A 23,726-nucleotide genomic window follows, 5' to 3' on the forward strand; every position below is an offset into this window, starting at 1 on the left:
GTCTCGTTCCAAAACGGGCTAGGACTCTGACCGGCGAAGGGCAAGCAACATGGCAGAAATCGATGATTTCCGGGCCGAAACGCGAAGCTGGCTGGAGGCCAACTGCCCGCCGGAAATGCGAACGCCGATGCGATCCGAAAAGGACGCGTGCTGGGGCGGCCGCAAATTTGAATTCCAGAGCGACGCCCAAAAGCAATGGCTCGACGCCATGGCATCGCGCGGCTGGACCGTGCCGGACTGGCCACGGGAGTATGGAGGCGGCGGTCTGTCGGCGGCGGAAAGCAAGGTGCTTAAGGAAGAAATGGCTACCCTCAGCTGCCGTCCGCCGCTGACTAGCTTTGGCATATCGATGCTCGGCCCGGCGTTACTGCAATATGGCACGGAGGAGCAGAAAGGGCGCTTTCTCCCGGAGATCGCGCGCGGAGAAATTCGCTGGTGCCAGGGCTATTCCGAACCAGGCGCCGGCAGCGACCTTGCCGGACTCCAGACCAAGGCCGAGGACAAGGGCGACCATTATCTCGTCAACGGGCAAAAGGTGTGGACCAGCTATGCCGATCAAGCCGACTGGATCTTCTGCCTGGTCCGCACTTCCACGGAGTCGAAGCATGGTGGCATCAGCTTCCTGCTGTTCGATATGGAAAGCCCTGGCGTTTCGACCAAGCCGATCCTGCTGATCAGCGGTTACTCCCCATTCTGCGAAACCTTCTTCGACGATGTTCAGGTACCGAAGGACCAGCTGGTCGGGGAGGTAAACAAGGGCTGGGATGTCGCCAAATATCTCCTCGGCCATGAGCGGGAAATGATTAGCGGAATGGGCCTCGGCGGCGAGAAACAGGCGTTAGGCAAGGCGCTCGGAGGAGTCGACGATCCGTTCCTACGCGCTGAAGTTGCAGCGTTCGACGTCGACGCCATCGCGTTTGCCGCGATGAGCGAGCGATTCATCGACCAGTTGAAAGCTGGCGAAGCACATCCAGCGATGCCCTCTATGATGAAGTATGCGGGCACCGAGCTGAACAAGCGCCGCCATGAGTTGATCATTGCGGCGGGTGGATCCGACACGCTGGAATGGGACAGCGACCGGTCGAAAGGGGGCAAGGTGGCTCGCGACTGGCTGCGTAGCAAGGCCAATTCGATCGAGGGCGGTACGAGCGAAATCCAACTCGGAATCGTCGCCAAGCACATCCTCCGCCTGCCCGGAGCCTGACTCATGATGACCCTGACCGACGACCAGCGCATGCTCCAGGAAAGTGTCCGGCCATTCATGGCAGAAGAGGGCGCGATCAAGAAGCAGCTCCGCCATTGGCGCGACATCAACTGCAAGGATGGCTTCGGCCATGGGCTGTGGAAACAGTTCGCCGAACTCGGCCTGACCGGAATCCTGATTCCGGAGGGTCAGGGCGGCGCGGGCCTGGGCCAAGTGGAAGCAGGTATCGTGCTGGAGGAAATCGGCCGCAACCTCACGCCCTCCCCTTTCCTCACGACTGCGGTCGCCGCTGTGCGGGCGCTTGAAGGATCAGCGCAGGCCGACCGCTGGTATCCCGGCATTGTATCCGGCGATGTCGTTTTTGCACTGGCGATTGACGAGGGTCGGAGTCACAACCCGTTGGCTACGTCTTGCCTTGCCCAGCGATCCGGCAATGGCTTTTCCTTAAGTGGTGCCAAACAGTTCGTCGTGCATGGCGCTAGCGCGGATGTTATTCTTGTGGCGGCGCGCACGGCAGGTTTAGCAGGAGAGATCGAGGGTCTGACTCTCTTCGCCGTCGAACGCGACGCAAGGGGATTGGGAATTGAGAACGTCGCGCTCGCAGACTCCTCGAAGGCCGCGCGGCTTGCGCTCGACAATGTCGAAGTGGACGCGGACGCCGTCATCGGCGAAGTTGACGGCGGCTGGGCGCCGCTGGCGCGTGCAGTGAACGCTGGACGAGCTGGCGCTTCGTCTGAATTGATCGGCGTCGCCACCGGAGCCAGTGAATTGACCTTTGACTATCTGCGGCAGCGCAAGCAATTCGGTAGGCTGATCGGGGAATTCCAAGCGCTGCAGCATCGCGCCGCGCATCTATACGGCGAAATCGAGATCGCCCGTGCCGCCGCGCTGAAGTCGGCACAATTGCTGGACGCGAACGATCCCCGTGCCGAACTTATGACCTCGGTCGCTAAGGCAAAGGCGTCGCGCACGGCTGCGCTTGCAGTGCAGGAAGGCGTTCAGATGCATGGCGGCATCGGCATGACTGACGAACATGACATCGGCTTCTATATGAAGCGGGAGGCTGTGCTTTCCGAACTCTTCGGCGGCCCGCGGTTCCACGCAACATTGGTCGCTGAACTCAGCGGCTACTGACTCCGGTCCAGCAAGAAGTTGATCCTGGCCGACGCAATCGGCCTAGCACGATCCTGCTGCCAGGCGAATGCCTCGACATTGGCCATCCGCTTGCCGAGCCGCTCGATGATCGCCTCTGCGAACGTGTCTCCGGGGGTTCCGCCCCGCATATAGTCGACCGTCACGGTAATCGGCTTCATGCGCACGTTACTCTCGCCGATTTCTCTCGCAAGGGCGGTGAAGGCGGCGAATTCCAGCAGGCCCGCAATGGCGCCGCCGTGGAGGAAGCCCGGCCGCCCGATAACATCGTCATGGAATGGCATGGCGAAGCGTAAGGCACCGTTTTCTGTCGCGGTGCTGAGACGCAGCAATTGGGCATAGGGCGGAAGTCCGGTCACAATGACGCCTTAGCGCGCATGACGGGCAAGGTCAGCCCTTCGTCTTGTACCCGCAGACGATCCCCAGCACGAAGGAAGTGAATAGCGCGAGTTGCACCCTTCCCGAAGGATCGGACCAGTGGAAATAGTCCCCGCCCCAACCGAACAGCCAGACAAACATCATGGCAGCAATGGCGACCATCGATGCTGCTCCCCTCCCTCGCGCTGAGCCAAGATCGACCTGCGCATCCCATTTTAGAGCGGTTAGTGGTAAAAAATCGGTAAAGCTTGCCCCGAACATGCGCTCGGGCCATAGGGCGCGGCAACCGCTTCGTTAGAGGGTAAATCAATGAAAGCCCGCGTCTTCGTAACCTTGAAACCCGGCGTGCTCGACCCGCAGGGCAAGGCGATCCACCACGCTCTGGAAGGCCTAGGGTTCAGCGGCGTATCGGACGTTCGGGCGGGTAAGCTGATCGAACTCGATCTCGCCGACGGCACCAGCGACGAGGACATCGAGGCGATGTGCCGCAAGCTTTTGGCCAACACGGTCATCGAGAATTTCAAGATCGAGAAACAGGCAGCCTAACATGAAGAGCGCGGTCCTCGTCTTTCCAGGATCCAATTGCGACCGCGACCTTGCGGTTGCAATCCGCGAGGTAACGGGGCGCGATCCTGCGATGGTTTGGCACCGGGACAGCGAACTCCCCGTCGGTACCGACTTCGTCGCCATTCCCGGCGGCTTTTCATACGGCGACTATCTTCGTTCCGGCGCAATGGCGGCAAGGTCACCCATCATGCGTGCGGTCGGTGACGCCGCCGCAAGGGGGGTGCCGGTGTTGGGCATCTGCAACGGCTTTCAGGTGCTGACCGAAGCCGGGCTCCTTCCAGGCGCCCTGATGCGCAATGCGGGCTTGCACTTCGTTTGCCGTCCCGTTGCATTGCGGGTCGAAAACAGCCAGTCGATCTTTACCAACGGTTACGCCGCCGGCGAGCAGATCACGATCCCCGTCGCCCACCATGACGGCAACTATCAGGCCGACCCCGAAACACTTGACCGGCTCGAGGGCGATGGTCGCGTTGCCTTCCGGTACATGGGGCCCGTCAACGGCTCCGCTCGCAATATTGCGGGCATCCTCAACGTGTCGGGTAACGTGCTCGGTATGATGCCCCATCCCGAACGGGCCCTGGAAGCCGCGCATGGCAACACTGAAGGCAGACGCCTCTTTGAAGGACTGCTGGACGCGGTCGCGTAATTCGATAAGACCTCAAACTCGGGGCCGGCCATCCGCCCGAAGTGGGTCGTATTAGGCTCGCGCCGGCCGTTCTGCCTTGCGGCGCTTGACGCCGAGACATAAGCGCATTTCATCGCGCGCCCGTAGCTCAGCTGGATAGAGCACGTGCCTTCTAAGCATGAGGTCGCTGGTTCGAATCCAGCCGGGCGCGCCAATTTCTGCCCGCTCGCGGTCGACCCGTTGTCAAAAAGTTGGCCGCCGCCCCGCCGGGATGATTGGGGTGAACAGGACGGCGGCCGCGGGCGTTACAGACCTAAAACAAGGCTCGCCCGAGCTGATATCCCAACGCGATCCTCGCGCTCCTCTGCTCCCACTTCGCCGGAAAGTCGGAACCCAGGACTTCCGCCAATACCGCGTAGGCGCCCGACCCAGCCACTTTCCCGGTCTTCGGGCTCCAGTACAAATGGGTCGCCGTTCGCGAAATGCGCGGTCGTGTTACCGAGAGAGCCGCCCAAGATCTGGCGACGTCCTGCTTCCGCTTCGAGCCGAAAGTAGCTGTCTCCCGCCCGTTCTCCGCCAAATTCGAAGCCCGCTGCGATCAGGGCATTGGCCGCAAATTCATCGCTCTTGCGCTTCGCGACCGTCAGGTCGAGGGCCGTACCTCCGCCCTTTTCCGTGTAGCTACCCTCGTTCAACCGATAATATTCGACGCCTGCCGACGGTCGAACAAAAAATGATCCGGCCCACAACTCCTGCGATGCGTTAGCTGATGCGGAGAAGAGCGACCCCGTCCAGCTTCCCTCCATCTTCCGCTCAACGGGGGTTGGCCCCTCGATCGAACGGAAGTAACGCGTGCCGTCGAAGTCGATGAACGAGTAGCTGGCGCGCGCGACAGCCTGCAGCCCCCCCCTTCGAACATGCCAGTAACCGGCGAGGGAATATTGGTTCGCGTTTACGGTGTTGTCGGTCGATCGGTCGTCGTCCTTACCCCACATATAGCTGATCGAGGCGCCCAGCCTGCCGAGCGGCGTGGCAAAGTCGGCGCCGCCGGCAACGCCCCAGCCGCCGATCTTGTAGCCTGCAGTGTCGCCGACGCTCTTCGATGAGCCCCAAGCCAACTGCGTCGCCCAGACGTTTACGCCGCCGTCGACGTTATGGGGGCCGGCTGGGTCGTTGAGCATCCTCGCAGCGGTGCGTTCACCCATCGTGACGGCCTCGAACGTGCCGCCAGCATGGTCGGGCAGCATTTGCTGCAAGGAAGCGATGAAGCCCGCCTGATCTTCAATGGCGAGGAAGGACCCTCCAACAGCCGCGTCCGTGCCGATGGCGTTGTAAACCGCCGCATAGGCCGCGCTCTCGGATCGGTTGAGACCCAACTCGGCAGCAGACTTACGAACGATGTCCACCGCGACCTGATTACCGGTCACCATTAGCGATCCCTTGTAGAGGAAAGGCAGTAGGGTCGTGTTCGCCGTCAGGTTCGATCCGCCGGTCAATCCGCCAGCGTCGATGACAACATAATGGCCCTCGGCCTGGGCGACATTTGCCACCGTCAACTGCAACTTCGAGTTCGCACCGAAAACGGCGTTCCCGCTTACCGTGAGGCTGCTAGACGCCCCGGCCGTTTTGTCGAGCAAAAGACCGATGGTTCCACCATCCGTTACGCTCAACGAAGCGATCGACGCAGCCTTGACCACCCCAAAGGTTCCCTTCTGCACGGACACGGCGAGACCGGAGGCGTTGCTCAATTGTCCGGTAAAGCTCGAGGTCCCCGCAATAGACAGCATGTCGGCTCCGCCCCCGAAGTCGACTGAGCCAGCAAAAATCGCAGTGCCGGACGTCGAAATCGCGTCTGACCCGTTGCCGAACGTCAGCTTTCCAGCGGCTTTGGCGTCGCCCGACAGAAGGAAGCCATTGTTGCCGGCTCCAAAGGTAACATTGCTGGTTAGCGTACCATCCGCGACATCAAGCGTATCGCTGCCGGTTCCAAAGCGGATGTCTCCTACAATCGATGGTGCTGCGAAGGTCGCCGCTACCGCCGTCTGACGGATCATTGCGCCGGACGAATTGGCGCTCATGTCTATGGCAACATTTCGCGTCGACGCAGCCTCTGCGCCTATCGCGCTGATCGACCCACTGTTCTCGACAAGCGCCAAGGTTCCCGAGCGATCGATGATTGCCGTGGCGCTACCGGTTGGGCCGCTGACGCCCGCCTTTATCTCTCCACTGTTGCGCAGGATGGGGAGGCTCGCCCCTGCCGCAATGTCGACTGCCGTGGCGTTGGATTGCGCCGTGTTGCCACTCGAAGCGAGGAGCTTGCCGGCATTCCGAAGCTCGGGGGTCGATGTTCCACTGCCAATCCGTACGGCCGTCGCCGACCGGTCGAGCGATTTCGCTTGGATGGCGCCGCTGACCCCAATACCATTGGCAATCGCGACCGCACCGCCCATACCGCCAATCTGAAGGCCATTGCCGTCGACGCCGGTATAAACGCCTTCGCCCGAGATGACACCGTCAATGATCAAGCCAAAACCGGTGCCTGTTCCACTGGTCGCGCCAATATCGACAGCATTCGCCGACCCGATCCGCATCGCCGGGGCGGCTCCGTATGAAACAACTGCGGCGGAGCCCTCCTTGGCGTCTTCGATGCCGTCGTCGTCCTCGTCATTATCTGAGGCGCTTTGGTCCTTGGGTGCCACCGCGAGGATGATCCCGTTAGCAACGTCACCTTCAATAGACACTGCAGGACCGCCCTGCAGAAGGTCATCTGCATCGAGCTTTGACGGGTCGGAGGGGGATTGGGAATACCGATAGCCGGTGGCCGCAATCTTTCCTTGAATCACCATTGATCCGGTCACATCCCCGGTCGATCGAACCGCAGTGCTGCCCTGGCCCTGTACATTTATCGTCCCCGCCAGCCGCACGCTGCCAGCCACATCTGCGAGGCTGATGCCAACGGAGTTATTGCCGAGCACTGTTGTCGTGCCGTCGTGCCGGAAATTTCCTGTCAGCGATCCACCGACGACAATCCCACCACTATTATTACCCTCGACAGTCACCGTCCCGCTGTTGACGATATTGCCCGTGAAGGCTCCGGTCGTGCGAATGCCGAAGCGATTGCTCCCTGTCGCGAATGGGCCATCCAGGTCGCCGTCATTATCCGCATCCGTCGGCGCATACGGTTCATCGACGATGATTTTTCCGCTGTTGGTGATCGCACCGGTCACTCCACCGAGAACTTCGATGCCAACAGCCCCTAACACATTGCCGATCTGGATCGTGCCTGCGTTCGTGAGTTTGTTGTTGCTGTCGATGATAATCGCGCTGGGGCCGGACGACGTCACCGACCCGCTCGAAGTGATAGAGATATCGTCGGGAGTTCCCGCTTTGACTGTGGAAGTACGAACGGTTCCGGTTACCGCAGTTGAGATGGTCGTTTCCGCCGCCAACGGCGAAGCAAGCGCGGCGAGGCAGGTCGAGGCGAAAAGAAGATAACGCATGAATTCCCTTTGGCGGCTGATGAGCGCCCTCCCCCACTGGATCAGGCTTCAGCATGTCAGACGGAGTCGCCGGGGAACTGCCTTGAAAAAATCTTCAGAAGGCTGCGTCGATGCCCAGCCGGAAGGTTCTCGGACGTAGGGGCGTAATTTGATCTCGCCCGGAGGTGAAGGGTGCGCCGAACGCGAAACGGTTGCCAAGCTGGTCCGCCAGGTTGGTGGCAGTGAACGAGATAGCCCTCCGATCATCGCCAAGACGAACGGAAATACCCGAATCCAGGTAGTCGCCCTGTGCGTCGCCGAGACGGGGTCCGACACCAAGCCGCGATCTGCCGATATAGCGCAGATAGCTACTCGCCGTGAGTGAATGCCCTCCACCCAGCTCATGCGACCAATCAATTGCAGCGCGGGCAGCTAGCCGGGCGATATTCGGGATTCGCATGGCTCCCTCGGCTTCAGCTGCCATCAGCTTGAACGCCTCGCTCGGCCTCGTGATCTTACCGTCATTCCAGGCGACCCCCGCCTCGACCCGCAGCGTCCGGGAGACTTGCGCACCACCGTTAAGAGTCAGGGTCCATACTCGGCCATCACCAATGTTGTCGGTCGACGGCAGGCCGCCGGCATCGATGAAGTCGGCCTGGATGTCGGACCATTTGCTGAGCGTCAGGCTGCCCTGGATGTCGATAGGATGACGCTGGGAAATTCCGTAACGGAACCCAAGCTCCGCAGTTGCGAGCTTGTCGTTGTGATAGGTTCGGACAAAGTCTGCCTCGATCGACAAACCTCCAGGTCGAAAGCCTTGCTGGAATCTGCCGTAGAGCGTGAGTTTGTCGACAGGACGTGCCAGTAGGGAAAAGGAGGGGAGGAATTGCCGCTCCTCCCGGTCTGCCTCACCGTACCGGGACGCGGCCAGCAATGGATTTAGATGGCTTCCGTTACCCGACAGGCTGGAGATCGTGTAACGAGCGCCGGCACTCGCCTCCAATCCATCGGCTATCCTCAGGCCGATTTCGCCGTAGGCTGTCGACTCGCGTACTCGGTTCTCGACCCCCGCCAGGTCGACCTGATGTTCGCCTTCCCGAATATCGCGTGCCACGGCATAACGATGAACGATGGAACTGAACCCGGCGACCCAGCTGTAGCCTTGGGCCATAGGGCGCCACACGCGAGTCTCGTTGCTGACGGACCAGCCGCGGCTGTCCTGGCCAAGTTGCCGAGCGGTATCGCCGGTCGACGCATCAAAATTCTCCGTCACTCGCTGACGTGTGAATCCCGTGGTGGAGCGAAAGCGCAATGATCCGCCATCCTTTCGGATCGCTACGCCCCCCATTTCAAATCGCGATACGAACGGCTGCGGCACCATGCTGTACCTCGACAGGCCATGCCCCTCACGATCCGCATATTGACTATCTTCGCCACGAATTCGCTGCGCGAGGCCGCTAACGTCAATTGACCAGCCCGGTATAATATCGGCGGACATCATTGCCCGACCGCCGTCTACCGACAGCCGGTTGATATCGGATTTGCCGGTGGCAAGATTGTCGACATAACCGCCTTCGGCCGAGTGATAGCCCACCGCACGAAATGCGGCCCCTTCCCACAGGGGCATGTTGAACATTCCCGAACCGTCGAACCCCGGATCGCCATGAGTGGTCAGCGAAATGCCGACGCTTGCCCGCCCCGCGGTCATTCCGAGCACCGGCTTCACCGGCGTTACCTGGACGATTCCGCCGAGCGAGCCGGAACCGTATAGGGTGCCTTGAGGCCCTTCGAGAACTTCAACTGATTCAATGTCGATGAGGCGGACATCCGGATCCGGCCCGCTGTATCCCATGCGCATGTCACCCATGTATTGGCCGACTGGCGACTGGGTGGGGCCGCTGAAACTGCTGTCGGCAATACCGCGAATGAACAGCTTATTCCGTCCGGAGCCGAGATGAGTCGATGAGAAGCCAACCGAGCGAGCCTCGATCGCCTCACTTCCGACAATGCCCCAGCCCTTGAGATCGTCGCCGTCGATTTTGGTCCACTGGCCAGCGAAGCGTGGCGAGGTCGTATCGCGCTTGCTCGCGGTAACGACGATTTCTTCCGGCTCAGGTGACGGCAAGTCGTAAGACGGGGCAGCCGCGATGCTAACTGCAGCAGCGGGGTGCGGAGCACGAGTCAGGATGAACGATTTAGAACCAACAACGCGCACTTTGAGGCCCGCGGCCCGAGCGAGCTGCCCGACTGCTGCCTCGTCACTGAGCTTTCCGCGCACAGCCGGCGCTGGCCGCCCGAGCAGCGTAGCATCGGGAATGGCAATATTGATTCCGGCCTGCCGACCCAGAGCGAAAGCCACCTCGCCGACCGTGCCCCTCGGCACGTCGATCACACGGGTTTGAGCGGCAAAGGAAGGGGAAATGGGCGCAGCCAGCGAAAGCAGGAGCGCCACAGGTACAATCCTAATTCGTAGCACCTCCCCCAATCATCCAGCGATCGCCGGCTCGCTTGACATCGAGTCCCAGCAACGGGCCCAGCGCTTGGGGGTCATTGCGAATCTCCGCAATTGCCAGTGTTCCCGTGAATTGCCGGGGCCCCATATCATCCTGCAGCGTGAAGTCGATGCCCGTCGTTCGACGAAGATCGCCGATCACTCGACCAACGGGTTCGGACCGGTAGACGAGCTGTCCGCCAGTCCATGCGCCAATCGAGGCTTCGTCGACCCGCATTGGCCGCAAGATGCGGTCGCCGTCCCTTGCGTCAAGTCGATCGCCCTTACGCAAGACCAAGCGCGCGCCAGACGGATCGGCGACGATAGCTCCTTCCGAAACGGCCACACTCGTCAGCGTGCCGATCCGAACGACATCGAACACCGTGCCGATGTCGGTGAGCAGCAGATCACCCGATGTCACCTTAAGCCCCTGGTTGGCAGGGCCTTGCAGGCGAACAAGGATTTCGCCCTCGGCCAGCCGCACCGTTCGCCGGTCAAAGCCGGCGACTTCCAGCCTCGTGCCGCCGTTCATGACGAGCTGGTCGCCTTCAGCGAGCGTAATGGTACGTTGTTCGCCCGGAGCGGTTACGTAGCTTTGAGGTGTCAAGCGCGGGACGAGAATGGTGGTCCCTGCTGCTGCAAGCACCGCTAGGCTTGCAGCGATCGCAAGACGCCGCGGGACTGAACTCGGCCGCAGAGCGGCACGAACAGCTCCGCCCTTCTCAAGTTGCGCAAGAAGGTCGGTCTCGCGCCCGGCCAGCCTATGATACGCGTCCGCGTTCGTAGGGTCGCGTTCCAGCCAATCGGTGAAGGCTTCCCAGTCCTGAAACTCCGGATCATTAGTCCGGATTAGCCAGGTCAGCGCTTCTTCAATCTTCGGTTCCCCGGTCCGGGTCATCGCCACCTCATGCCATCAAGGACGGAGTCATCACGGTTATTCCTCATCGAGGCGCTCCTTGATGATCAGCAATTGGCGGTAGACCACGCGCAAATCGCTTTCGATGGTACTTGGGCTGAGGCCCATCTCTCTGGCTATTTCCCGCTGTGATCGGCCATCAAGCCGGTGCCGCCGAAAAATGCCCAGCGCCCTTGAGGGAAGCCCGCGCATTGCAGCTTCAACGATGTCCAGCTGCTGGCGAGACAGTGTTTGCCGCTCCGCATCGGGTTGGGCGCGCGGATCGTCACCTTCCGAACTTACAAGTTCCGTCCATTCCCGTTCTCGCCGGCGGGCCATGCTCTCAGCACGGCGACGATCAATCATCAGATTGGTTGCCATACGGAAAAAATAGCTTCTCGGATTAGCGATCGGACCGACCCGCGCCTCAGCGATCCTCAACCATAATTCTTGAATACAGTCGTCAGCCCCCTCGCCCGCTCCGTGTGCCCGAAGGTAGCGCAGCAACGAATCGCGGTGCTCGGCAAACAGCTGCTGAAGACCCTGAGCCGCAGTCATCCAGGGGCCGCCAGATCAGACAAGCTTGCCCGGGTTGAATAGTCCGGTTGGATCCAGCGCCGCCTTAATGGCGCGCAAGGCACGGACCCGATCCGGGCAAAGCCTCTCAAGCTCCTCCCTTTTCATTACGCCGATGCCATGTTCCGCGCTGATAGACCCTCCGGCCGCGGTGACCAGATCGTGGACCATCTCCGTAACGACCGGACCTTCCCGCGCCAGCCAGTCTTCGCTTCGGCGCTCGCCTGCGCGGACGTGAAAGTGAATGTTGCCATCGCCCAAATGGCCGAAGCCTGAGACATGCGTGCCAGGGAATGCCGCCTCAATTGCTTCAGCAGCATCACTCATAAACCGGGGCATGTCGGATATCGGAACGCTGATGTCATGCTGGGTTGCAGGGCCGAAGGTCGCGCGCTCCGCTTCGGACAGGCTGTCGCGGATGCGCCAGAAGGCTTCCGCCTGCGCTTCGCTTGACGAAATTACGGCATCCGTGACGATGCCCTTTGCAACCAATGCTTCAAGCAACCGTGCTAGCAGATCAGTTGGCGACTCCTGCTCCGCATTTTCAGCGACCACTTCGACAAGCGCATGCCAGGCATGGCGGCCGGGCAATGGTGAACGGGTACCGCTCACATGGCCAAGGACAGCGTGAAGCGATTCATCTGGAAGAACCTCAAATCCCTCAACCCGATCGGTTTGCGCCTGCAGCGCATAGAGCGTTTCTAGCGCCGCTTGGGTGCTTGACAGCCCGAGCCAGGCGACCGCGCGAGAATGAATGGCGGGAACGAGCTTTAGGCGGGCTGCGGTAATAACCCCCAGCGTACCTTCTGCACCAATGAGCAATTGGTCGATACTGTAGCCGCGGTTGTCCTTCTTAAGCCCGCACAGGCCGTCATGGACCGTGCCGTCCGGAAGGACCGCCTCGACGCCCTCGACCAGCGCCCGCATTGGACCGAACCGCAGGACCTGGGTGCCGCCCGCGTTGGTGGAGACGAGGCCGCCAATCGTAGCACTGCCTTTCGCGCCGAGCGTAAGCGGGAAACGCAGTCCTTCTGCAGCGACAGCCTCATGCAGATTGTGAAGTATCACTCCAGCTTCGACATCGGTCCGCATCGCGGCCCGGTCGATGGCTCTGACGCGGTTCATTCGCCGCAGCGACAGGATCAGCGCGCTTCCATCGTCTGGCGGCGTCGCACCGCCGACCATCGACGTGTTTCCGCCTTGCGGTACCAAGGGCACCCCCAATTGCCGCGCCAGCGCGATAACCATGGCGACTTGAGGCGTCGATGACGGCTGGAGAATGGCGCTGGCCCGGCCATGCCAGCGGCCGCGCCAGTCGGTTAGCCAAGGCTCAATCTCGGCGGGATCGGCGATAACCGCCCGTTCTCCAATGCGAGAGCGGACCTCATCGACTAATGACTGCTGTGTCGGGTTCATCACCCATCCCTAGGCTTGTCGCGGGCCGCCCGGCAAGCGTAGGACGGAAGCATGGCACGCCCACCCATCACCATCGTCCTTGCCCGCGCAATCAATGGAGTCATCGGTCGCGATGGCGACCTTCCCTGGCACATTCCGGGGGACCTGAAACGCTTCAAGGCCCTGACCATGGGCAGCGCGATGATCATGGGCCGCAAGACGTTCGATAGCCTGCCGGGCATTCTCCCCGGACGGCGGCACATCGTGATGACCCGCGACCGCAATTGGAAGGCGGGCGGCGTCGAGATTGCTCACGACATGGACCAAGCCATCTCCCTCTGCGGCGATGAGCATATTTCGGTGATCGGAGGGGCCGCGATCTTCCAGTTGTTCGAGCCAATCGCCGACCGTATCGAGCTTACCGAAGTTATCGAGGTCGCTGAGGGCGATGTGACCATGCCAGACCTGCGCTCCAGCGAACGCTGGAAGGAAGTGGCCAGTGAGGACCATCCCATGACGGCCGACGCGCCAGCTTGGCGCACCGTTAGTTTGGTCCGCGCCTAGCGCTTTCCCCCGCCGGCCGCGAAGGTTCGCAACCGCTTCATCTGCGTGGCCAGCACCTGGTCGACGAGAGGTGCCATTGCCCCCGCTCCGCCCTTGGCGAAACCGGCAGCTCGATAGTTCATCGTGAGACGCGAACCGCCGGCAATCGGTTCGACCTTCACGTCCATCACGCCCGCGGTCGCTTCGTACAGCAATGGCCCAAGACTACCTGTAAGGACCACCCGCTCCCCGGGCTGGAGAAAGGTGACTCGCATATGTTCGATACCGCCGCCGTCGTCGAGGGTCTCGCAGAAGCAGCCGCCGGGGCGCATTTGCAGAGCCAGACGCGACGCATCACCCGAATAGGTGTGCTCCTTGTCCCACCAGTCCTGCACCTGGCCAAAGGCGGCGAATGCTTTCTCCGTGGGAATGACCAGGTTGATGCTTTGCCGAACTTCGAAGCCATGATCGCCCGCACTGACCACCTCGGCGGCCGCAGGCGTCGAAAGCCCGAGCATGGCTACCGCAATCAGGAATTTTCTCATCGTTCAGCCCCACAGTTGCAGGGCAGCAGATTACGCGATCTGGCTTAGCTGTCGAGGACGGCGTCGATCGCGGCGGCGACCGCCTTGACATTGGCCATGCCATCAACCCGCCGGACCAACCCCTTATCTTCGTAGAAGGGCAATATCGGCGCGGTCTTCGCTCGATACTCCGCCATGCGGGTGCGCACCGTCTGCTCGTTGTCGTCAGGCCGGCGCTTAAAGTCGTGGCTGCCGCAAACGTCGCATGTGCCTTCAACCGCGGGCAGCTTGAACGTGTCGTGATAGCTAGCGCCGCAATTCGCGCAGGTGAAGCGGCCGGTGATGCGATCCACCAGCGCTTCCTCGTCAACCACCAGCTCTATCACGTAATCAAGCTTGCGGCCGCGCTCCGCGAGAAGGATTTCCAGCGCTTCGGCTTGGTGCTTCGTCCGAGGAAAGCCGTCGAAGATGGCCCCACTGGCGCCCACGCTGTCCAGTCGCTCACCGATCAGGGCCGACACAATCGCGTCACTGACCAGCTCGCCGGCTTCCATCACCGCTTTCGCCTTGAGCCCTGTCGGCGTCCCCTTGGCGACCGCTTCGCGAAGCATGTCACCGGTAGACATCTGGACCATGCCGCGGTTTTCGACGAGCCGCTGTGCCTGAGTTCCCTTACCCGCCCCCGGCGGCCCGAGAAGAATGATATCCAACGTCAAATCCCCTGTCCGGATGCCGCGAGATTACCGGCGGCGTCCGCCCTTGAGCTTCGCCTTCTTGATCAAATCGCCATATTGATGAGCGATCAAGTGGCTCTGAATCTGGCTGACCGTGTCCATCGTCACGTTTACGACGATCAGTAGGCTGGTCCCGCCCAGATAGAAGGCGACGCCCATCTGGCTCAGCGCGATCTCGGGGATGAGACAGATGGTAACGAGATATGCAGCGCCAATCACCGTGATACGGTTGAGCAGGTAATCGAAATAATTCTCAGTGGCCTTGCCCGGTCGAATACCCGGGACGAAGCCGCCATGCCGCTTAAGGTTCTCCGCCGTTTCCTCAGAATTGAACTGAACCGCGGTGTAGAAGAAGCAGAAGAAGGCAATCCCGGCCGCGTAGAGCGCAAGGTAGAGGGGCGCGCCATGCTGCAAATATGTGCTGATGGTAATGAGCAACTCGTTCGACGAACTATCAGGAGCGGTGGCATTTCCGCCCGCGAATTGAAGCACCGTCAGCGGCATCAGCAACAGCGACGAGGCGAAGATCGGCGGAATGACACCTGCGGTGTTTAGCTTGAGTGGCAGGTGGCTCCGCTCCTGCTGCATCATGCCGCGCGCTGTCTGACGCTTCGGGTACTGGATCAGGACGCGACGCTGGGCGCGCTCCATGAAGCAGATGAAGAGGACGAGCACGACCACCGCGACGACGATCCCAAAGACAAGCATCGGATCCATGGTCCCGCTACGCCCGCCTTCGAACAACTGAGCTAAGGTCCGTGGCAACGACGCGACGATACCCGCCATGATGATCAGCGAGACCCCGTTGCCGATGCCGCGGCTCGTAATCTGTTCGCCGATCCACATTAGGAACAGCGTGCCGCCGACGAGGCTGACCGTTGCGGTTACGCGGAACAACATGCCGGGCTCGACGACCGCGGAGATGCCCTGCGTCGCTGCGAGACCTTCCAGGCCCACGGCAATGAAATAACCCTGCACAGTCGTCAGGAGCACCGTGAGATAGCGGGTGTACTGGTTGAGCTTCTTCCGGCCTGTCTCACCCTCCTTCTTGAGGGCTTTCCACGGTTCGTAGAGCGAACCACCCAGCTGGATGACGATCGAGGCGGTGATGTAGGGCATGACGCCGAGCGCGATGATCGACATGCGCTCCAGACTGCCGCCCGAGAAAGTGTTGAAGAAATCGAGCACGCCGCCCTGCTGCGTCTGGAACAGATTGGCCAGCGCGCGCGGATCGATGCCCGGGATCGGAACGAATGACAGCAGGCGGAACAGGATCAGCGCGCCCAGCGTGAACCACAGGCGCTTCTTGAGTTCGGTCGCCTTCGAAAAGCTTGCCAGCGAAATGTTGGCGGCCAGTTGTTCGGCTGCGGATGCCATCGATGTTCCCTAGATGAAAGTCAGGCGGCGACGGGCCTTACGCCCCCCGCCGCCCGATATAGTGTGTGAAGGCGTCTTGCGAAGCCCCAACGCGACGAATGACCCGATCAGGCCTTCTTCGCCTTGGCGGCTAGCTTCGCATCGCGAGTCTTGCCCTTCTTGGCGGCGGCGAGAGCGGCGGGATCCTTCTTTTCGATGATTTCCACCTTGCCACCGGCCTTTTCTACCGCTTCGATCGCGCCCTTCGACGCGCCGGCGACCTTGAAGCTCACCTTGGTCTTGAGCTCGCCCTTGCCGAGCAAGCGGACGCCGTCCTTGCCGCCGCGAGCGAGGCCAGCGGCCTTCAGCGCGTCATGGTCGAGCGTGCCCTTGGCGTCGAGCTTCTTGGCGTCGATCATCTTTTGGATCGCGCCCAGGTTCACCTCGGCATAATCCTTGGCGAAGATGTTGTTGAAGCCGCGCTTCGGCAAACGCATGTGCAGCGGCATCTGGCCGCCTTCAAAGCCCTTTATCGATACGCCCGAACGGCTCTTCTGGCCCTTCTGGCCTCGGCCTGCGGTCTTGCCCAAGCCCGAACCGATGCCACGGCCGACGCGGACGCGGCCCTGACGTGCACCGGGGTTGTCACGGAGTTCGTTGATCTTGATGGTCATGTCTTGCACTCGCTTTCGCTTATTTCGCGCATGAGGCCGGACAGCGAACCGCCCGGCCCCGATACTGGTTGATTAGTCTTCGACCTTCAGAAGATGCGCAACCTTGCGCACCTGGCCGAGCACTTCCGGAGTCGCCTCAACTTCAACCGTGCGATGCATCTTGTTGAGGCCCAAGCCGACCAGCGTCGCACGCTGGGTCTTGTGACGGCGGATCGGCGAACCCGTCTGGGTGATCTTGATCTTCTTCGCAGCCATGACTGATTACTCCGTGACCGCTTGGGCGGTCGCTTCGGCCTCGCCCTTGTCCATGCCGCCACGGCCGAGAAGGTCGGCGACCTTCTTGCCACGACGCTGGGCCACGGAACGCGGGCTGGTCTGATCCTTCAGCGCCTCGAAGGTCGCACGGATCATGTTGTAAGGATTCGACGTGCCGACCGACTTAGTGACCACGTCGTGGACGCCAAGGCTCTCGAACACGGCGCGCATCGGGCCGCCGGCGATGATGCCCGTACCGGCCGGGGCGGCACGAACCGCAACCTTACCAGCGCCGAAGTGGCCCTTGCCGTCATGGTGCAGCGTGCGACCATCGCGCAGCGGAACGCGGATCATGGCCTTCTTCGCGGCGGCAGTCGCCTTCGAGATGGCCTCCGGCACTTCGCGGGCCTTGCCGTGACCGAAGCCGGCACGGCCCTTGCCGTCGCCAACCACAACCAGCGCGGCGAAACCAAAGCGCTTACCGCCCTTCACGGTCTTCGACACGCGGTTGATGTGGACGAGCTTTTCGATCAGCTCCTCGCCACCATCGTCGTCACGGTTGCCACGACGATCGTCGCGACGGCCACGGCCGCCACCACGATTGTCCCGGCCGCCGCCACGGCCACCTCGGCCGCCGCGCGGGGCGCGACCTTCAGGAGCCGGAGCGACCTCGGCGGGCGCCTCGGTGGTCGTTGCTTCGACCTGCGGGGTTTCGTTTTCGTCAGCCATTTAGAACTCCAATCCGCCTTCGCGAGCGGCATCGGCCAGGGCCTTCACCCGGCCATGGAAGAGGAAGCCGCCACGATCGAAGACGACCGCGGACACGCCCGCCTTCTTGGCGCGCTCGGCCAGCGCCTTGCCGACGGTGGATGCAGCGTCGCGGGTCGCACCGCCCGATGCCTTGAGATCCTTGTCCAAGGTTGACGCTGACACCAGCGTCTTGCCGGCGGCATCGTCAATGACCTGGGCGTAGATGTGCTTGCCCGAACGGTGGACCGACAAGCGGGGCTTGCCCGAAGCACGCGCACGGAGCGCGGTACGGACACGGCGCCGGCGACGATCGAAGAGAGAGAGTTTCGCCATGGCTTACTTCTTCTTGCCTTCTTTGCGGAAAATATACTCGCCGCGATATTTGATGCCCTTGCCCTTGTAGGGCTCCGGCTTGCGCCAGCGACGGATCTCGGCAGCGACCTGACCGACCTTTTGCTTGTCAATCCCGCTGATTTCCACCGTTGTGTTGTCGGGGGTCTTGACCTCGACACCTTCCGGCACGGCGAAGTTGACGTCGTGGCTGTAGCCGAGCTGCAGCTTCAGTGTCTTGCCCTGCGCCTGCGCACGATAGCCGACGCCGGTGATTTCGAGGACCTTCTGGAAGCCCTCGGTGACACCGGTCACCAAGTTTTGAACATTCGTGCGCTGCATGCCCCACGCGGCGCGGTTGCGCTGCGCCTGGGTCAGCGGCTGGACGCTGATTTGGCCTTCCTCGACTTTGTAGGACACGAGGTCATCCATCAACGGCATGCTGAGGGTGCCCTTCGGACCCTTCACGGTCAGCGTCTGGCCGTCGATCGAGGCAGTTACGCCTGACGGCATCGCGATCGGCTTCTTACCAATGCGGGACATTAGAACACCTCCGCCAAGACTTCGCCGCCAACGTTCTGGTCGCGCGCCTCGGCGTCGGACAGAACGCCGCGAGGCGTCGACACGATGGTGATGCCAAGGCCGTTGCGAATACGCGGCAGCTCTCTGGACGCCGAGTAAACGCGGCGGCCCGGTTTGGACACGCGAGCCAGGTGCTGGATCGCGGGCTGGCCCTCGAAATATTTGAGCTCGATGCGCAGGCCCTTCTGGCCGGCAAGCTCTTCTTCCGAATAGCCACGTATATAGCCTTCGCGCTGAAGCACATCGAGCACGTTGGCGCGAAGCTTCGACGCCGGCGTCAGGATCGAATCCTTGCGCGCCTGCTGGCCGTTGCGAATGCGGGTGAGCATATCACCCAGAGGATCGGTCATCGGCATGAGTAGCCCTTACCAGCTCGACTTGGTGAGACCGGGAATCAGGCCCTTGTTGCCCATTTCCCGAAGCATGATCCGCGATAGGCGGAACTTGCGATAATATCCGCGCGAACGGCCAGTCAGCTCGCAGCGGTTGCGGATGCGGGTCGGGTTGCCGTTGCGCGGCAGCTCGGCCATCTTCAGGCGGGCGATCAGTCGCTCGGTCTCGTCAACCGAAGTGTCGTTCGCTTTCGCCTTGAGCTTCGCAAGCTTCGCCGCGGTCTTCGCGACGAGCTTCTTGCGACGCTCGTTCTTGTTCACGGAACTCAGTTTCGCCATGACTTAAGTTCTCCAGCGCCGCTTACGCGGCTTCTTTCTGTTCGTCGGCCGGGAAGGGGAAATTGAAGAGACGCAGCAACTCGCGTGCTTCTTCGTCCGTCTTCGCGGTCGTGGTGATGATGATATCCATGCCCCGGACCTTTTCGATCTGGTCATAGTTGATCTCCGGGAACACGATCTGTTCCTTGAGACCCATCGCGTAGTTGCCGCGGCCGTCGAACGACTTAGCGTTGAGGCCACGGAAGTCGCGGACGCGCGGCAGAGCAATGTTCACCAGGCGGTCGAGGAATTCGTACATCCGCTCGCGACGCAGGGTCACCTTGCAGCCGATTGGCATGCCTTCACGCAGCTTGAACTGCGCGATCGACTTCTTCGCCTTGGTGATCACCGGCTTTTGGCCAGCGATCTTTTCCATTTCGGCGGCGGCCTGTTCGACCTTCTTCTTGTCTTGGGTCGCCTCGCCAACGCCCATGTTAATGACGATCTTCTCGACCTTCGGGACTTCAAGAGCATTCTTGTAGCCGAATTTCTCGGTCATCGCCTTGGCGATGCGCTCGTCATAATCCTTGCGCAGGCGCGGAGTGTATTTCGTGTCAGCCATCGATCTTCTCCCCGGACCGCGCGGCAACACGGACCTTCTTGCCGTCCGTGGCCACCTCGAAGCGCACGCGAGTCGCCTTGCCGTCCTTCGGGTCGAGGATCGCGACCTTCGACACCGGAAGCGGGGCTTCCTTGCGCTCCAGACCACCCTGCGGATTGACCTGGCTCGGCTTGCGGTGGCGCGTCGCGACGTTCACGCCGGCCACGACGACCTTGCCTTCCTTCGGCATGGACATGGTGACTTCACCGGTCTTGCCCTTGTCCTTGCCGGACAGGACAACGACCTTGTCACCCTTGCGGATTTTTGCAGCGGACATGGTTAGAGCACCTCCGGAGCGAGGCTGATAATCTTCATGTGCTTCTTCGCGCGCAGTTCGCGAACCACCGGCCCGAAGATACGGGTGCCGATCGGCTCTTCATTCTTGTTCACCAGCACCGCCGCGTTGGTGTCGAAGCGGATCACCGAGCCGTCGGGACGGCGGATGTCCTTGGCGGTACGAACGATCACTGCACGGTGAACGTCGCCCTTCTTCACGCGGCCGCGCGGAGCGGCTTCCTTGACGCTGACGACGATGATGTCGCCGACGCCAGCCACGCGGCGCTTCGAGCCGCCCAGCACCTTGATGCACTGGACGCGCTTGGCGCCGCTGTTGTCTGCAACCTCGAGGTTGGACTGCATCTGGATCATGGTTCAGTCCTTCCCTTAAGCTTCGGCGGCTTCAGGTTCGGCTTTCGCCTTGCCCTTGCCCTTGATGGCCTTTGCCGGTTTCTCGTCCTTCGGCGCGTTGACGGGCTTGTTCACGTCGACGTCGACGATCTCGTCGACAATCGCGGGAGCAGCGCCGACGCGTTCGAGAACGGTCCAGCTCTTCAGCTTCGACAGCGGTGCGCATTCCTGAATGCGGACCTGCTCACCCAGCTTGAAGGCATTGCCTTCGTCGTGGGCGTGATACTTCTTCGACAGTTTGATGATCTTGCCGTACAGCGGGTGCTTCACCCGGCGTTCGACACGAACCACCACCGTCTTGTCACCCTTGTCCGACACCACGGTGCCAGTGAGGACGCGCTTCGGCATCTCAAATACTCCTTACGCCTTGGCCGCATCGCGCGAGCGAGCGGACTGCAGCGTCTTGATCCGGGCGATCGTGCGACGAACTTCACGCACGCGGCTCGGCTTCTCGAGCTGGTTGGTGGCGGTCTGGAAGCGCAGGTTGAACTGCTCGCGCTTCATTTCGCCAAGCTGGGTTGCCAGCTGGTCATCGGTTTTCACGCCGAGATCTTCCTTCTTGGCCATCATCAGTCTTCCTCAACCAGCGTTTCACCCAAGCGGGCGACGACTTTCACCTTGATCGGCAGCTTTTCGGCGGCACGTTCGAAGGCGGTTTTGGCGAGCGGGCCGGGAACACCGTCCAGCTCAAACAGAATGCGACCCGGCTTCACGCGGGCGACCCAGAATTCCGGCGAACCCTTACCCGAGCCCATTCGGACTTCGGCGGGCTTGGATGACACGGGCACGTCCGGGAAAATGCGGATCCATAAGCGGCCCTGACGACGGATGTGACGCGTGATCGCGCGGCGTGCCGCCTCGATCTGGCGCGCGGTGATTCGCTCCGGCTCCATCGCCTTCAGGCCAAAGGCTCCGAAGTTTAGCTCGGTGCCACCCTTGGCATTGCCATGGATGCGGCCCTTGAAGGCCTTGCGGAACTTGGTGCGTTTCGGTTGCAGCATCTCTTCAGTTCCTTAGCGGCGATCGTCGCGCGCCGGGCGGACGCCCGAAGTCTGCGCTTCCATCATGAGGCGATCCTGCGCGAGTGGGTCGTGGCCGAGGATCTCACCCTTGAAGACCCAGACCTTAACGCCGCAGACGCCATAAGCGGTGTGCGCCTGCGCCTCGGCATAGTCGACGTTACCGCGCAGCGTGTGCAGCGGAACGCGGCCTTCGCGGTACCACTCGGTACGGGCAATCTCTGCGCCGCCGAGACGGCCAGCACAGGTGATACGAATGCCTTCGGCACCCAGGCGAAGAGCCGATTGCACCGCGCGCTTCATGGCGCGACGGAAAGCGATACGACGCTCGAGCTGATCGGCGACACCCTGCGCAACGAGGCGCGCATCGATTTCCGGCTTGCGGATTTCGACAATGTTCAGGCTGACTTCCGAACCGGTCATCTTCGACAGTTGCTTCTTCAGCTTCTCGATGTCCGAGCCCTTCTTGCCGATGATGACACCCGGACGGGCGGCATAGATCGACACACGGCACAGCTTGGCCGGACGCTCGATAACCACCTTCGAGATCGCAGCCTGCGGCAGCGCCTTGAAGATGAACTGGCGGATTTTGAGATCCTCGAGCAGCAGACGGCCGTAATCCTGGCCTTCCGCGAACCAGCGGCTATCCCAGGTACGATTGATTTGCAGCCGGAGGCCGACGGGAGAGCTTTTCTGACCCATTACGCTTCTTCCTGCTCGCGAACGACAACGCGAAGGCGGCTGAACGGCTTCTCGATACGGGTCGAGCGGCCGCGGGCGCGGGTCGCGAAACGCTTCATGGTGATCGACTTGCCGACCGACGCCTCGCTGACGACGAGGGCGTCGACGTCGAGGTTATGGTTGTTCTCGGCATTGGCAACCGCCGAGGCGAGCACCTTGTACACATCCTCGCTCATCGCCTTGGGCGAGAACTTCAAGATGTTCAGGGCTTCCTCGACCTTGCGGCCGCGGATGAGCTGGGCAACCAGATTAAGCTTGCGCGCGGACCCACGGATCATGGTGCCAACGGCCAGCGCTTCATTGTCGCCCACCTTACGGGGTGCTGAGGGTTTCGACATTAGCGCTTACCCTTCTTGTCGGCAGCGTGACCCGGGAAGAAGCGCGTGGGCGCGAATTCACCGAGCTTCATGCCGACCATGTCTTCATTAACCGACACCGGCACGAACTTGCGGCCGTTGTAGACATTGAAGGTCAGGCCGACGAATTGCGGCAGGATGGTCGAGCGGCGCGACCAGGTTTTGATCGGCGCACGCTTGCTGGCTTCCTGAGCGGCTTCAGCCTTTTTCAGGAGCGACAACTCGACGAACGGACCTTTCCAAACGGAACGAGCCATCTCGATTAGCCCTTCTTCTTGGCGTGACGGCTACGGATGATGAACTTGTCCGTTGCCTTGTTGTGACGGGTGCGGGCACCCTTGGTCGGCTTGCCCCACGGGGTAACCGGGTGACGGCCGCCCGAGGTCCGGCCTTCACCACCGCCGTGCGGATGGTCGACCGGGTTCTTGGCGACACCGCGGGTCAGCGGGCGCTTGCCCAGCCAGCGGGTGCGACCCGCCTTGGCCAGCGTCTGGTTAGCGTTGTCAGGGTTCGACACCGCGCCGACGGTCGCCATGCAGTCCGAGCGGACGTAGCGCTGTTCACCCGAGTTCAGGCGCACAATGACCATGCCCTTATCGCGGCCCACGACCTGCACATAGGTGCCGGCGGCGCGGGCGATCTGACCGCCCTTGCCGGGCTTCAGCTCGACATTGTGGACGATGGTCCCAACCGGCATCTGGCCGATCTCCATCGCATTGCCGGGCTTCACGTCGACCTTCTTGCCGGCGACGACCTTGTCGCCCGGCGCGAGGCGCTGCGGAGCGAGGATGTAGGCCTGCTCGCCGCCCTCATAGGTCACCAGCGCGATGAACGCCGACCGGTTCGGGTCATATTCCAGGCGCTCGACGGTGGCGGAGACGTCCCAGGTCCGACGCTTGAAGTCGACAATCCGGTACTTCTGCTTGTGGCCGCCAGCGATGCCGCGCGAAGTGACGTGACCCTTGTTGTTGCGGCCACCTGTCTTGCGCTTGCCTTCGGTAAGCGCCTTGACCGGCTTGCCCTTCCACAGGGACGACTTGTCGACGAGAACCAAGCCACGGCGGGCGGGGCTCGTCGGCTTATATTGCTTGAGTGCCATCGG

General features: G+C 61.7%; 31 protein-coding genes, 1 tRNA gene and 1 pseudogene. 6 read left to right on the top strand and 27 right to left on the bottom strand.

Going from position 1 to position 23,726, the window contains the following annotated elements:
- The first annotated feature begins 49 nt into the window (after window positions 1-49).
- Both D3M59_RS03285 and D3M59_RS03290 read left to right on the top strand, forming a co-directional pair.
- Window positions 50-1,204, top strand: coding sequence for an acyl-CoA dehydrogenase family protein (locus tag D3M59_RS03285; RefSeq protein ID WP_119531555.1), 1,155 nt, complete (start codon window positions 50-52; stop codon window positions 1,202-1,204).
- A 6-nt stretch (window positions 1,205-1,210) separates the two neighbouring features.
- On the top strand, window positions 1,211-2,338 hold the full coding sequence (locus D3M59_RS03290; protein ID WP_119532845.1) for an acyl-CoA dehydrogenase family protein: 1,128 nt from the start codon (window positions 1,211-1,213) through the stop codon (window positions 2,336-2,338).
- Here the strand turns inward: D3M59_RS03290 and D3M59_RS03295 are convergent.
- Window positions 2,332-2,715: a PaaI family thioesterase gene (locus D3M59_RS03295; protein WP_233543116.1), complete on the bottom strand. Its 384-nt coding sequence runs from the start codon at window positions 2,713-2,715 to the stop codon at window positions 2,332-2,334. The two genes, D3M59_RS03290 and D3M59_RS03295, sit on opposite strands and share 7 nt — an antisense overlap.
- 31 nt (window positions 2,716-2,746) lie before the next feature.
- Window positions 2,747-2,896 carry a hypothetical protein gene (locus D3M59_RS12160; RefSeq protein WP_199662354.1) on the bottom strand — a complete coding sequence of 50 codons (150 nt, stop codon included), beginning with the start codon at window positions 2,894-2,896 and terminating at the stop codon, window positions 2,747-2,749.
- A gap of 147 nt (window positions 2,897-3,043) precedes the next feature.
- Here D3M59_RS12160 and purS point away from each other — a divergent pair, with 147 nt between their 5' ends.
- From purS to D3M59_RS03310, 3 genes are all read left to right on the top strand, one after another.
- Window positions 3,044-3,280, top strand: a complete 237-nt coding sequence (gene purS, locus D3M59_RS03300) for a phosphoribosylformylglycinamidine synthase subunit PurS (protein WP_119531557.1) — start codon at window positions 3,044-3,046, stop codon at window positions 3,278-3,280.
- A 1-nt stretch (window position 3,281) separates the two neighbouring features.
- Entirely contained in the window at window positions 3,282-3,947 is a 666-nt protein-coding gene (gene purQ / locus D3M59_RS03305) for a phosphoribosylformylglycinamidine synthase subunit PurQ (RefSeq protein WP_119531559.1), read from the top strand.
- Window positions 3,948-4,063: 116 nt separating this feature from the next.
- A tRNA-Arg gene (locus tag D3M59_RS03310) sits at window positions 4,064-4,140 on the top strand.
- 91 nt (window positions 4,141-4,231) lie between these two features.
- Here the strand turns inward: D3M59_RS03310 and D3M59_RS03315 are convergent.
- The 5 genes from D3M59_RS03315 to D3M59_RS03335 form a co-directional block, all read right to left on the bottom strand.
- Window positions 4,232-7,426, bottom strand: a complete 3,195-nt coding sequence (locus D3M59_RS03315; protein WP_119531561.1) for an autotransporter outer membrane beta-barrel domain-containing protein — start codon at window positions 7,424-7,426, stop codon at window positions 4,232-4,234.
- A gap of 94 nt (window positions 7,427-7,520) precedes the next feature.
- A complete protein-coding gene (locus D3M59_RS03320; protein WP_158581936.1) occupies window positions 7,521-9,857 on the bottom strand; it encodes a TonB-dependent receptor domain-containing protein in 2,337 nt (778 codons plus the stop codon).
- A gap of 10 nt (window positions 9,858-9,867) precedes the next feature.
- Entirely contained in the window at window positions 9,868-10,794 is a 927-nt protein-coding gene (locus D3M59_RS03325) for a FecR family protein (protein WP_119531565.1), read from the bottom strand.
- Window positions 10,795-10,830: 36 nt separating this feature from the next.
- On the bottom strand, window positions 10,831-11,349 hold the full coding sequence (locus D3M59_RS03330; RefSeq protein ID WP_119531567.1) for an RNA polymerase sigma factor: 519 nt from the start codon (window positions 11,347-11,349) through the stop codon (window positions 10,831-10,833).
- Between the two features lie 15 nt (window positions 11,350-11,364).
- Window positions 11,365-12,783, bottom strand: a complete 1,419-nt coding sequence (locus D3M59_RS03335) for an FAD-binding oxidoreductase (RefSeq protein WP_119531569.1) — start codon at window positions 12,781-12,783, stop codon at window positions 11,365-11,367.
- Between the two features lie 51 nt (window positions 12,784-12,834).
- Here D3M59_RS03335 and D3M59_RS03340 point away from each other — a divergent pair, with 51 nt between their 5' ends.
- Window positions 12,835-13,326 carry a dihydrofolate reductase gene (locus D3M59_RS03340; RefSeq protein ID WP_119531571.1) on the top strand — a complete coding sequence of 164 codons (492 nt, stop codon included), beginning with the start codon at window positions 12,835-12,837 and terminating at the stop codon, window positions 13,324-13,326.
- On the opposite strand, the gene D3M59_RS03345 is transcribed toward D3M59_RS03340, so the two are convergent.
- The 20 genes and pseudogenes from D3M59_RS03345 to rplB form a co-directional block, all read right to left on the bottom strand.
- Window positions 13,323-13,850: an SRPBCC family protein gene (locus tag D3M59_RS03345; RefSeq protein WP_119531573.1), complete on the bottom strand. Its 528-nt coding sequence runs from the start codon at window positions 13,848-13,850 to the stop codon at window positions 13,323-13,325. The genes D3M59_RS03340 and D3M59_RS03345 overlap by 4 nt on opposite strands.
- Window positions 13,851-13,894: 44 nt before the next feature.
- Window positions 13,895-14,539, bottom strand: a complete 645-nt coding sequence (locus D3M59_RS03350) for an adenylate kinase (protein WP_119531575.1) — start codon at window positions 14,537-14,539, stop codon at window positions 13,895-13,897.
- 30 nt (window positions 14,540-14,569) lie between these two features.
- The gene (gene secY, locus D3M59_RS03355; protein WP_119531577.1) at window positions 14,570-15,940 is read right to left on the bottom strand and encodes a preprotein translocase subunit SecY; all 1,371 of its coding nucleotides are present in this window, start codon (window positions 15,938-15,940) and stop codon (window positions 14,570-14,572) included.
- A gap of 107 nt (window positions 15,941-16,047) precedes the next feature.
- Complete coding sequence (rplO, locus tag D3M59_RS03360; protein ID WP_119532847.1) at window positions 16,048-16,587, bottom strand: 50S ribosomal protein L15; 540 nt, start codon at window positions 16,585-16,587, stop codon at window positions 16,048-16,050.
- Between the two features lie 78 nt (window positions 16,588-16,665).
- The gene (gene rpmD / locus D3M59_RS03365) at window positions 16,666-16,848 is read right to left on the bottom strand and encodes a 50S ribosomal protein L30 (RefSeq protein WP_119531579.1); all 183 of its coding nucleotides are present in this window, start codon (window positions 16,846-16,848) and stop codon (window positions 16,666-16,668) included.
- Window positions 16,849-16,854: 6 nt separating this feature from the next.
- On the bottom strand, window positions 16,855-17,577 hold the full coding sequence (gene rpsE, locus D3M59_RS03370; RefSeq protein ID WP_119531581.1) for a 30S ribosomal protein S5: 723 nt from the start codon (window positions 17,575-17,577) through the stop codon (window positions 16,855-16,857).
- The gene (rplR, locus tag D3M59_RS03375; protein WP_119531583.1) at window positions 17,578-17,931 is read right to left on the bottom strand and encodes a 50S ribosomal protein L18; all 354 of its coding nucleotides are present in this window, start codon (window positions 17,929-17,931) and stop codon (window positions 17,578-17,580) included. It abuts the gene before it with no gap.
- A gap of 3 nt (window positions 17,932-17,934) precedes the next feature.
- Entirely contained in the window at window positions 17,935-18,471 is a 537-nt protein-coding gene (gene rplF / locus D3M59_RS03380) for a 50S ribosomal protein L6 (protein ID WP_119531585.1), read from the bottom strand.
- Entirely contained in the window at window positions 18,471-18,866 is a 396-nt protein-coding gene (rpsH, locus tag D3M59_RS03385; protein WP_119531587.1) for a 30S ribosomal protein S8, read from the bottom strand. Before rpsH ends, rplF begins: the two co-directional genes overlap by 1 nt.
- A gap of 9 nt (window positions 18,867-18,875) precedes the next feature.
- A complete protein-coding gene (rpsN, locus tag D3M59_RS03390; RefSeq protein WP_119531588.1) occupies window positions 18,876-19,181 on the bottom strand; it encodes a 30S ribosomal protein S14 in 306 nt (101 codons plus the stop codon).
- Window positions 19,182-19,203: 22 nt separating this feature from the next.
- Window positions 19,204-19,782 (bottom strand): 50S ribosomal protein L5, encoded by a 579-nt coding sequence (gene rplE, locus D3M59_RS03395; RefSeq protein ID WP_119531590.1) that lies wholly within the window; start codon window positions 19,780-19,782, stop codon window positions 19,204-19,206.
- Entirely contained in the window at window positions 19,775-20,098 is a 324-nt protein-coding gene (gene rplX / locus D3M59_RS03400; protein ID WP_119531592.1) for a 50S ribosomal protein L24, read from the bottom strand. Before rplX ends, rplE begins: the two co-directional genes overlap by 8 nt.
- A 2-nt stretch (window positions 20,099-20,100) precedes the next feature.
- The gene (rplN, locus tag D3M59_RS03405; RefSeq protein ID WP_119531594.1) at window positions 20,101-20,469 is read right to left on the bottom strand and encodes a 50S ribosomal protein L14; all 369 of its coding nucleotides are present in this window, start codon (window positions 20,467-20,469) and stop codon (window positions 20,101-20,103) included.
- A gap of 141 nt (window positions 20,470-20,610) precedes the next feature.
- A pseudogene (rpsQ, locus tag D3M59_RS12200) lies at window positions 20,611-20,856 on the bottom strand (30S ribosomal protein S17); the annotation flags it as partial.
- 12 nt (window positions 20,857-20,868) lie between these two features.
- A complete protein-coding gene (rpmC, locus tag D3M59_RS03415; protein WP_119532848.1) occupies window positions 20,869-21,075 on the bottom strand; it encodes a 50S ribosomal protein L29 in 207 nt (68 codons plus the stop codon).
- A 2-nt stretch (window positions 21,076-21,077) separates the two neighbouring features.
- The gene (gene rplP / locus D3M59_RS03420) at window positions 21,078-21,509 is read right to left on the bottom strand and encodes a 50S ribosomal protein L16 (RefSeq protein WP_037499803.1); all 432 of its coding nucleotides are present in this window, start codon (window positions 21,507-21,509) and stop codon (window positions 21,078-21,080) included.
- A 12-nt stretch (window positions 21,510-21,521) separates the two neighbouring features.
- Entirely contained in the window at window positions 21,522-22,229 is a 708-nt protein-coding gene (rpsC, locus tag D3M59_RS03425) for a 30S ribosomal protein S3 (RefSeq protein ID WP_119531598.1), read from the bottom strand.
- A complete protein-coding gene (rplV, locus tag D3M59_RS03430) occupies window positions 22,229-22,606 on the bottom strand; it encodes a 50S ribosomal protein L22 (protein WP_119531600.1) in 378 nt (125 codons plus the stop codon). The genes rpsC and rplV overlap by 1 nt, the downstream gene beginning before the upstream one ends.
- A complete protein-coding gene (gene rpsS, locus D3M59_RS03435; protein WP_119531602.1) occupies window positions 22,606-22,881 on the bottom strand; it encodes a 30S ribosomal protein S19 in 276 nt (91 codons plus the stop codon). The genes rplV and rpsS overlap by 1 nt, the downstream gene beginning before the upstream one ends.
- Before the next feature lie 5 nt (window positions 22,882-22,886).
- On the bottom strand, window positions 22,887-23,723 hold the full coding sequence (rplB, locus tag D3M59_RS03440; RefSeq protein WP_119531604.1) for a 50S ribosomal protein L2: 837 nt from the start codon (window positions 23,721-23,723) through the stop codon (window positions 22,887-22,889).
- Between the last annotated feature and the right edge of the window lie 3 nt (window positions 23,724-23,726).

It is taken from the genome of Sphingomonas edaphi (genome assembly GCF_003583725.1).
Taxonomy (GTDB): Bacteria; Pseudomonadota; Alphaproteobacteria; order Sphingomonadales; family Sphingomonadaceae; genus Sphingomicrobium; species Sphingomicrobium edaphi.